The 9,856-nt window shown below is 28.1% G+C and carries 10 protein-coding genes; 9 read left to right on the top strand and 1 reads right to left on the bottom strand.

Annotated elements, in window-relative coordinates; all coding sequences use genetic code 11:
- Positions 1-201 precede the first annotated feature (201 nt).
- Positions 202-642 carry a PD-(D/E)XK nuclease family transposase gene (locus WJW32_RS05850; protein WP_340256359.1) on the top strand — a complete coding sequence of 147 codons (441 nt, stop codon included), beginning with the start codon at positions 202-204 and terminating at the stop codon, positions 640-642.
- Positions 643-786: 144 nt separating this feature from the next.
- Here the strand turns inward: WJW32_RS05850 and WJW32_RS05845 are convergent, their stop codons facing one another.
- On the bottom strand, positions 787-2,595 hold the full coding sequence (locus WJW32_RS05845; RefSeq protein ID WP_340256356.1) for an Rqc2 family fibronectin-binding protein: 1,809 nt from the start codon (positions 2,593-2,595) through the stop codon (positions 787-789).
- Positions 2,596-2,782: 187 nt separating this feature from the next.
- On the opposite strand from WJW32_RS05845, the gene dapF reads away from it, so the two are divergent.
- The 8 genes from dapF to def all read left to right on the top strand — a co-directional run bounded on the left by dapF (position 2,783) and on the right by def (position 9,852).
- A complete protein-coding gene (gene dapF / locus WJW32_RS05840) occupies positions 2,783-3,616 on the top strand; it encodes a diaminopimelate epimerase (RefSeq protein WP_340256353.1) in 834 nt (277 codons plus the stop codon).
- Positions 3,617-4,498, top strand: a complete 882-nt coding sequence (locus WJW32_RS05835; RefSeq protein ID WP_340256350.1) for a YicC/YloC family endoribonuclease — start codon at positions 3,617-3,619, stop codon at positions 4,496-4,498.
- Positions 4,499-4,509: 11 nt separating this feature from the next.
- Positions 4,510-4,773, top strand: coding sequence for an extracellular matrix/biofilm regulator RemA (gene remA, locus WJW32_RS05830; protein ID WP_340256347.1), 264 nt, complete (start codon positions 4,510-4,512; stop codon positions 4,771-4,773).
- Between the two features lie 14 nt (positions 4,774-4,787).
- Complete coding sequence (gmk, locus tag WJW32_RS05825; RefSeq protein ID WP_340256344.1) at positions 4,788-5,402, top strand: guanylate kinase; 615 nt, start codon at positions 4,788-4,790, stop codon at positions 5,400-5,402.
- A 1-nt stretch (position 5,403) separates the two neighbouring features.
- Positions 5,404-5,658 (top strand): DNA-directed RNA polymerase subunit omega, encoded by a 255-nt coding sequence (rpoZ, locus tag WJW32_RS05820; protein WP_340256341.1) that lies wholly within the window; start codon positions 5,404-5,406, stop codon positions 5,656-5,658.
- Positions 5,659-5,661: 3 nt separating this feature from the next.
- The gene (gene coaBC / locus WJW32_RS05815) at positions 5,662-6,858 is read left to right on the top strand and encodes a bifunctional phosphopantothenoylcysteine decarboxylase/phosphopantothenate--cysteine ligase CoaBC (RefSeq protein ID WP_340256338.1); all 1,197 of its coding nucleotides are present in this window, start codon (positions 5,662-5,664) and stop codon (positions 6,856-6,858) included.
- 69 nt (positions 6,859-6,927) lie between these two features.
- Positions 6,928-9,387, top strand: a complete 2,460-nt coding sequence (priA, locus tag WJW32_RS05810) for a primosomal protein N' (protein WP_340256335.1) — start codon at positions 6,928-6,930, stop codon at positions 9,385-9,387.
- Between the two features lie 12 nt (positions 9,388-9,399).
- A complete protein-coding gene (def, locus tag WJW32_RS05805; RefSeq protein WP_340256332.1) occupies positions 9,400-9,852 on the top strand; it encodes a peptide deformylase in 453 nt (150 codons plus the stop codon).
- Positions 9,853-9,856: the final 4 nt, after the last annotated feature.

Here is a 9,856-nt window from a genome sequence, read left to right as displayed (position 1 = left end):
ACTACAAAAATAGTTGTAAATAAATCCGTTAAATTCTCGATATTTTGGATAGAATAATTATTAAGCTCCAACATATGAAAACCTCCTTTATAAAAGTTTTGGATTGACTTTAGGTTTTCACATTTGTTGGAGTTTTATTATTTTAAAATTTAACTAGCACAATAGGTTAAACTTATAATCATATAAATTGGAGGTGTTATTATGATAAAAGGATTATTAGATCCTAAGATTGATTTTGTATTTAAAAACATATTTGGATCAAGTAAACATCCCAAAATATTAATATCATTTTTAAATGCAATACTTAAGCCAAAGCATTTAATAAAAGGTGTTGAAATACAAAATACTGATTTAGAAAAACACTTCGTAGAAGACAAATTTTCAAGGCTTGATGTAAAGGCTACAACAAGTAATGATGATGAACAAAGAATAATATATGAGATGAGATCTAAAATATTAAAGGATAAGGTTAGTGCACTTAGTAAGGCTAAAAATGATGGAATAAAACAAGGTATACAACAAGAAAAGATAGAAACAGCTAAGAATTTATTGAAGCTAGGTATGGATATATCTTTGGTAAAAGAAGCTACGAAATTATCTGAAGAGGAGATAATAAAGTTAAAGGAAATATTAAAAAAATAATCAGCTCTTAGACCCATTTAAAGTTTAAGAGCTAGATTTCAAAATAAATGGCATTAAAATGTTAGCAAAATATTTAATGCATGAGCGGTATTTTGATGCCATTTATTTTGGGATTAAGTACATGATTTTAATTGTTTTACAATCTTAATTATCCTCAGAATCTATCGCAATATTATTCTGTATCTTAACTATTTCTTCTTCAAGAGGAGTTACATACATAGTGCTGTTAGTCTCATAAATAACCATCCCTGGTTTTGCTCCACTAGGCTTTTTAACGTTTTTCTTCAACGTATAATCCACAGGAACCTTAGAAGACATCTTTCCTTTGCTGTAATAAGCGGCAAGCATTGCTGCTTCAAATATCGTAGATTCAGGAATTTCTCCTCCATCAGATTTTATTATAACATGAGATCCTGGTATATTCTTAGTATGAAGCCACATATCATTATTTGTAGCCATTTTTAATGTTAAATAGTCGTTTTGTTTGTTGTTCTTACCAACGAATATCTTTAATCCATCTGAAGATAAGAATTCATAAGGGGTAGTCTTTAAAATATTTTTTTCTTTGCTTTTCTTAGACTTATCTTTAACTTTTCCTTTGACATAACCTACCTTAATAAGCTCTTCCTTTATTTCATCTAGTTCATCTATACTTTCGCAATTGGTTATACTTAGCATTATGTTTTCAAGATAATTTATTTCTTCTTCAGTTATTTTAAGCTGCTCAGTTATTTCGATTAAAGCAGTTTTAAGCTTACTGTACTTTTTGAAATACTTTTGAGCATTCTCAGAAGGAGTCAATCTCTTGTCCAGCTTTATAATTACATTTTCATTATTAGGATCATAAAAATTAACAACCTCGACTTCTTCCATGCCTTTTTGGATCATGTATATATAAGAGGTTATAAGTTCACCATTTATCTTATATTTATCTGCATTTTTAGACTCTAATAATTCTTCATTTTGTTTTTTAGATTTTTTGTAAAGTCTATCTAATTTGTTGGATATACTTTTTCTAAGACTTTGAGATTTTTGATGTATTCTTTCCTTAACATCTTTTTCTAAATAGTACGTTTCAAGTATAGCATTTATACTATCATTTTCTATAAAAGAGTAATGATTAAACATAGTAAGCTTTATACAACTAAAATCTATAATCTTATTCAATCTTTTATCGATAGCTATACAAGGGAAGAAAATATTGTTTTTTATTTGGTTAAACAATCTATTGAAGATTTCATATAATGATTTGAAATCTTTTCTATCTATATGATTTATATTAGTATCAATATCTAAATTTGCTCTAATGCAAATTTCTTTTGCAATTATAGGGCTTATACCCTCGAATGAAGAATATATTGATTTATATAATTCGGATTTAGAAGAATTTAAAAGTGCATCAATAAATGTTTTTTCATCAATATTATTCACTGGATTTAGCTTGTTTTGAGATGGTGGATTTATGTATTTTTGACCTGGAAGAACTTGTCTATATCTACTCACGCTAAGCGGTACTCTTTTAATAGAATCAAGTACTTTATTTTCTTCATTATCTACCAATATTATATTACTATGTCTTCCCATTATTTCTATTATTAAATCTTTTGATTTTTTTATTTTAAGCTCATCTAAAGATTCTATAGTTATCTTTATTATTCTCTCAAAATCAGGTTGTTCTATTTTTACGATTCTTCCATTTTGTATATGTTTTCTAAGGAGCATACAAAACAGAGGTGCTTTCATAGGATTTTTTTTGTTATGAGAGTTTGTAGTGTAAACTCTTGGGTTTGAGCTGTTTGCACTCATTAATAATTTATAATTAGTATTATTACTTCTTATATTAAACAGAAGTTCGTCTTCTTCTGGTTGATATATCTTATCTATTTTACCATCTACTAATTGAGATGAAAGTTCTTTAACTAATGAATTTATAACTAATCCATCTAATGCCATTATAATACCTCGCCTTCGTGTTTATTTAAATATATACTCTTATTAGTATATCTCATAAAATTATACAAATACAAGTTAATAGTTGTATGATTACTAATTAAATATTACAAAATCGTAACATTTAGACGAAAATTTGTTTATTTTAATAAAATTTAATATATAATAACTTTTTAAGGAGGTAGATCCGATGATTAAATTTTGGAAGCTACATGGAGCTGGAAATGATTTTATAGCAGTAGATGGTGAACAATATATCATAAATGATTATTCTAAATTTGCAAAACATGTTTGTCATAGACATTTTGGAATAGGAGCAGATGGAATTTTAGTTTATAAAAAAACAGAAGATGCTGATGCTCAAATGGTTTATTATAATTCAGATGGTTCAATAGCTAAAATGTGTGGAAATGGAATAAGATGCTTTGCAAAATTTATATATGACAATAAACTTGTAGATAAAACGGAGTTTAAAGTAAAAACTTTAGATGGAATAAAAAATATTAATATAGATGTTGAAAACGATGAAATAAAAAATATAAAGGTGAATATGGGAAAAGCAGACTTTGACCCAAAAGCTGTGCCTGTAATTACTGATAAGGATATTTTTATCAATGAGAAAATAGATATAGATGGAACTCTTATCAATATATCCTCTATATTAATAGGAGTTCCTCACAGTGTTGTATTTGTAGATGAAATGAATAAAGATTTTATATTAAATTATGGTCCTAAAATTGAAAAACTAGATATATTTCCTCAAAAAACTAATGTAAACTTTGTTGAAATTATTGATGAAGATAATATTAAGGTGTTTACTTGGGAAAGAGGTTGTGGATATACACTGGCGTGTGGAACGGGAATATGCTCGTCTGTTGTAATATCTAGGTATTTAGGAAAAGTATCAGATAAAGTGAATGTAGAATCAGAAGGCGGAAAGCTTTTTATAGAGCTTGTAGATGATATGGTGTATATGAATGGAACTTCTGTTAAAATATGCGAAGGATTATTGGAGGTTAAGTAAATGGCAATTAGTATGACTGGGTTTGGTAGGGGTGAAAATAGTAATGAAAAATTTAATTTCATTATTGAAGCCAAAAGTGTAAATCACAAGTATACAGATATAAGTGTTAAAATTCCAAGAAAAATATCATTCTTAGAAGAGGATGTAAGAAAGCTTGCGAAAAATTACGTTAAAAGAGGTAGAGTAGATATATTTGTAAGATATGAGATAATAGGAGAATCTGATGTTAACTTGAAGTTAGATTCAAATCTTGCATCTCAGTATTACAATGAACTTATAAAAATAAAAAATGAATTCGATGTAAAAGATGATATATCTGTTATGAGTATAGCTAAATTCCCAGAAGTTATAAAAATAGAAGAAAAAGAAGAAGATGAAAAAGCTACATGGAATTGCTTAAAGAAAGCAGTTGAAAATGCTCTTATAAACTTGAGAAATATGAGAACAATAGAAGGAGAAAGACTTGCACAAGATATTAAATCAAGATGTAACCTTTTAGAAAAATGTATTGATGAAATAGAGAAACATTCATATAATGTAGTTGCTGAGTATAAGGATAAGCTGGAAAATAGAATAAAAGAATTACTTAAGGATTCTATTGAAATAGATGAATCTAGATTATCTCAAGAAGTTGCTATATATGCTGATAAAAGCAGTATAACAGAAGAGTTAGTTAGATTTAAAAGTCATATAAAGCAAATTGAAAAAAATATAGACTTAAATGATTTGATAGGTAGAAAAATAGATTTCTTAATTCAAGAGATGAATAGAGAAGTAAATACAATAGGTTCTAAATCTTCAGATTTAAAAATAACTGAACTTGTAGTTGAGATAAAAAGCGAGTTGGAAAAAATCAGGGAGCAAATTCAAAACATAGAATAGGAGAAATACAAATGGGAATAAAACTTGTAAATATAGGATTTGGAAATATAGTATCAGCAAATAAAATAATAGCTATAGTTAGCCCTGAATCTGCTCCTATAAAAAGAATGATTCAAGAGTCAAGAGAAAAACATATGCTGATAGATGCAACATATGGTAGAAGAACTAGGGCTGTTGTTATAACGGATAGCCAGCATATAATTCTTTCTGCTGTTCAGCCAGAAACAGTGGCACATAGACTTGAATTAAAAGAAGAGAATAATCAAGAAGAATAGGAAGGAAGATACAAATGAATAAAGAAGGACTTTTAATAGTAGTTTCAGGTCCATCAGGAGCTGGAAAAGGAACTATATGCAAAGAACTTTTGAGTAGAAACAAAGATATACATATTTCTGTTTCTGCTACAACTAGACAGCCAAGACAAGGTGAAGTAGATGGAGTAAATTATCATTTCATATCTAAAGAAAAGTTTGAAAATATGATAGATAATAACGAATTCTTAGAATGTGCTAAGGTGTATGATAATTTTTATGGAACTCCAAAGCAAGCGGTAATGGATACTTTAAGTAAAGGTCAAAATGTTTTGCTTGAAATAGACATTCAAGGAGCTATGAGTGTAAAGGATAGATATCCAACTGGAGTATTCGTATTTATACTTCCTCCATCGTTAGATGAACTGAAAAATAGAATAGTAAAAAGAGGAACAGAAACTGAGGCGGATATTAACAAAAGATTTGGAAGTGCTATATTTGAAATAGAGAAGATTGAAAATTATCACTATTTTATAATGAATAAAGATGTTGATAAATCAACTCGTGAACTTGAAAATATAATCAATGCAGAGAAGAACAAAGTATGTAGATATAAAAATAATATAATAAAGAAGTTTAAGGAGGAATTATAATATGTTATACCCATCAATAAACGATCTTCTAAAAAAAATAGACAATAGATACAACCTAGTAATAGCAGTGTCTAAGAGAGCTAGAAATTTAATAGAAGGTGATGAAGAATTAGTAAGAACAAAAGAAATAAAGCCTGTTGACATAGCAACTCAAGAAGTATATGAAGATAAAATAAATTATAGACCTATGACTGCTGAAGAAATAGAAAATGAAGGAAAAGAAGAAGTTGTAGAAGAAGAAAAGACAGAGGAGTAAAAAATGTTGAATTCAAAGAATATAGTAATTGGAGTATCAGGTGGAATAGCTGCATATAAAGCATGCGATATTGTGAGTAGATTAAAAAAATTAAATGCCAATGTAAAGGTTATAATGACAAAATCAGCTGCAGAATTTGTAACACCGTTGACATTCCAATCTCTAAGCCAGAATTTTGTGGTTGTAGATATGTTTGATGAATTAAAAACATGGGATGTTGAACATATATCCTTGGCGCAGTGGGCAGATTTATTTTTAATAGCTCCTGCAACTGCCAATATAATAGGCAAGATATCTAATGGGATAGCAGATGATATGTTATCTACTACTGTAATGGCGACAAAAGCTCAAGTTCTCATAGCACCTGCTATGAATACTAATATGTATGAAAATAAAATAGTTCAACATAATATATCAAAACTTAGTGAACTTGGATTTAAATTTGTTGAGCCTGAATCAGGAAGGTTGGCTTGTGGAGATATAGGCAAAGGAAAGTTGGCTTCCCCTGAGGCTATAGTTGAGCAAGTGATTAGCCTTTTGACATTAGAACAAGATTTAACAGATAAAAATATATTGATAACAGCTGGACCTACTATAGAAAACATAGATCCTGTAAGGTATATAACTAATAGATCAAGTGGAAAAATGGGTTACTCAATAGCTCAAAGGGCTATAGAAAGAGGCGCCAATGTAACATTAATATCTGGAAAGACAAACCTGGATATACCTAATGGAGTTTCTGAATTTATAAAGGTAGAATCGGCTAAACAAATGTATGATGCTGTTATAGATAATTTAGATAAAAATGATATTATAATAAAATCAGCTGCTGTTGCTGATTATAAACCTAAAAATATATCTGATAGAAAAATCAAAAAATCTGATGATGATTTGGTTCTAGAATTAGATAGAAATAAAGATATATTAAAAGAAATAGGAAAAATAAAAAAAGATAAAATATTAGTGGGATTTGCAGCTGAGACAAATGATTTAATTCAAAATGCTAAGAAAAAAATAGAAAAGAAAAATCTGGACTTTATAGTAGCAAATGATTTAACACAAAAAGGAGCAGGTTTTGGTGTTGACACTAATATAGTTAAAATAATAGACAAAAATGGAAATATACAAGAATATCCTAAAATGAAAAAATACGAAATATCTAACATTATATTAGATAAAGTAAAGATGTTATCAAAATAGTTATCTTATAAAAGTCCTATATTATTTAAAATAATATTGGACTTTTATATTATAAAGTGGGTGTAGTTCATGGAGAAATATGCAAAAATTATAGTTAATAACAATTCTAATCATACTGACGATCTTTATACCTATAAGATTCCTGAATTCTTAATTGATGAAGTACAAATAGGACATAGAGTTCTAATAAGCTTTGGTAGAACTAACAAGCCCATAGAAGGATTTGTATTTGATATATCTTCTTACAAAGACGGAGATTTTAGAGTAAAAGAAGTCATAGATATATTGGACAAAGACCCTATCCTCAAGGGAAGAGATATAGAACTTGTAAAGTGGATGAGAGAAGAATATATATGTACATTTATGGATGCTATAAACTGTATATATCCTAAGGGGAGTAGACTTACCAATTACAAGGTTGTAAAATTAATATCTTGTGAATATGATAATGCTAGCTCAAAAGAACAGATTTTAATAGATGAAATAAAGAATAGTAAGAATGGTATAAAAATAGACAAGCTTGTAGCTAAATTTGGAAATAGTATTAATAATACTATAAAGAAATTAAAAGATAAAAAAGTATTAGACATACATTGGGAATATAAAAGTATAAAAAATGAAAAATATATTCACAATATAAGTTTGAATCTTGAATTAGATATAGATGATTTGATAGAATCCTTAAATAAAAAAAGAGCATTTAAACAAGCTCAGATTATAGGTTTTTTGAAAAATAATGATAATGCAGAAATAAATGATATTATGAGTATATTAAATATAACTAAAAGTTCGATAAATTCATTAGAAAAAAAAGGATATATAAATATAGAAAAGCTAGATTATTATAGAAAGCCCGAATTAAACTATACAATAAAAGAAAAAAATATAGATTTAAATGATGAGCAAATGGAGGCTTTAAAAATATTAAAGTGTTCTATCGATGATTATAATAAAATACCGTTTTTACTTCATGGAGTAACTGGAAGTGGTAAGACTGAAGTATATATAAATACAATAAAGGAAGCATTGAGTAAAGGCTTAGATAGTATAGTTTTAGTTCCTGAAATTTCTTTAACACCTCAAACTATAGCAAGGTTTAAGAATAACTTTGGAGATATAATAGCTGTTTTTCATAGTAAACTTTCGAGTGGTGAAAAATATGATGAATACAGGAGGGTTAAAGAAGGAAAAGCTAAAATTATAATAGGTGCAAGATCTGCATTGTTTGCTCCTTGTAATAACTTAGGAGTTATAATAATAGATGAGTTTCATGAAAATTCGTATAAATCAGATTCAAACCCTAAATACTCTACTATAGAAGTTGCTAAGTTCATATCTGAAATAGAAAATGCGACATTGATATTTGGGTCGGCAACGCCGCCTATAGAAGAATATTACAAAGCCAAAATAGGAGAATATGAATTAATAGAGCTTAAAAAAAGGGCGAATAATAAAGAAATGCCTAAAATAGAAGTAGTAGATATGAGGGAAGAACTAGATAGAGGAAATAAAACTATATTTAGCACAAGATTATATGAAGAGATAAAAAACAATCTTGAAAACAATAACCAAACTATACTGTTTCTGAATAGAAGAGGATATGCAAGTTTTATATCTTGTAGAAAATGCGGATATACATTCAAATGCTCAAACTGTGAAATATCATTAACTTACCATAAGGGTATTAATAAAGCAAAATGTCATTATTGTGGGTTTGAAGAAAGTAAATTGAGTGAGTGTCCAAGCTGTGGCAGTAATTATATAAAAGAGTTTGGGTTAGGGACTCAAAAAATAGAAGAAGAAATTAAAAAATATTTTAAAGATGCTAGAGTTTTAAGGATGGATAAAGATACTACATCTAAAAAAGGCGCTCATGAAAAAATATTAAATGAGTTTAAAAATAGAAATGCTGATATATTAATAGGAACCCAGATGATAGGTAAGGGACTTGATTTTGAACATGTAACATTGGTTGGAATTTTATGTGGAGATATGTCTCTTAAAATCCCTGATTTTAGGAGTTCTGAAAAAGCATTTCAAACTATAAGTCAAGTTGCTGGTCGTTCAGGAAGAGCAGACTTAAGTGGAAAGGTTATACTTCAAGCTTATGATGTAGATCATTATGCAATAAAACACGCTGTAGAACATGATTTCAAAAGCTTTTATGATGATGAAATAAAAATAAGGCGGGCTTTTAATTACGTACCATTTGATAATATGATAAGCGTAGTTATATCTGGTAAAAATGAAAAAAAAGTTATAAATAATATACAAAAGCTTTATGATTCTATAGTTTATCTTTTGAGAAAAAAGAAATATAATTCTTTTGATTTTATATTAGGACCAAATCCTTGTATTATATCGAAGATAAATCAAAACTATAGATGGCAAATACTTGTTAAGGATTTAGATGTTGAAATAAAACTGTTAAAGGGTATAATAAAATATATATGTATACAAAAAAGAGAATTTATATTTGATAAGGATATAAATATAAGTATAGATATAAACCCATTTAATATATTATAGGGAGGAATTTAAATGGCACTTAGAAATATAAGAGAAGATGGAGACTCGGTTTTAAGAAAAAAATCGAGAAAAGTTGATAAAATAGATTCTAAGATAATAACATTGCTTGATGATATGGTAGAAACTATGAATTGTGCAGATGGAGTAGGTCTTGCAGCTCCTCAAGTTGGAATATTAAAAAGAGTTGTAGTTATAGATGTAGGAGATGGGGTAATAGAACTTATAAATCCTGAAATAGTTGAGGTGTCTGGAACTCAAACTGATGATGAAGGATGCTTAAGTATTCCAGGAAAGTTTGGAAAAGTAACTAGACCTGATAATGTAAAGGTTAGAGCTTTTAATAGAAATGGAGAGCAATTTGAAATAGAGGGTAAAGGATTATTGGCTAGAGCGTTTTGTCATGAGATTGATCATTTAGAAGGTATTTTATTTACTGATAAGGTAGAAGGTAAACTTCAAGGATAATTAA

It is taken from the genome of Tepidibacter sp. Z1-5, assembly GCF_037844525.1.
In the GTDB taxonomy this organism is placed as follows: Bacteria; Bacillota; Clostridia; order Peptostreptococcales; family Peptostreptococcaceae; genus Tepidibacter_A.
Note: the sequence above shows the minus strand (reverse complement) of the source record. Positions and strands in the feature narration are given on the sequence as shown.